General features: G+C 47.0%; 1 protein-coding gene. It reads left to right on the top strand.

Annotated elements, in window-relative coordinates; genetic code table 11:
* The coding region (locus VJI94_RS08850) for a hypothetical protein (RefSeq protein WP_324009108.1) at nt 1–234 on the top strand (234 nt) is incomplete at both ends.

Here is a 234-nt window from a genome sequence, read left to right as displayed (position 1 = left end):
AGCTACCATGGAGCTGGAAAGCTATCAGGATGGTATCTTATTACATATCGGAACACCCAAAGGTGGTAAACTACAGGTAAATGACCTGCTTGCCATATTTGGGAAAGCCGGAGAGGATATATCATCCTTATTGGCCCAGCATACAGGCGGAAATACTGTTCCCGCAGCGGAAACCACACCTGAACCCGCTCCCACAGCTGCATCTTCAGCATCTCCTATAAACGTATCAACAAT

The sequence above is a fragment of the Parvimonas sp. D9 genome (assembly GCF_035282565.1).
Classification (GTDB): Bacteria; Bacillota; Clostridia; order Tissierellales; family Peptoniphilaceae; genus Parvimonas; species Parvimonas micra.
This window is presented reverse-complemented; position numbering and strand designations above follow the sequence as displayed.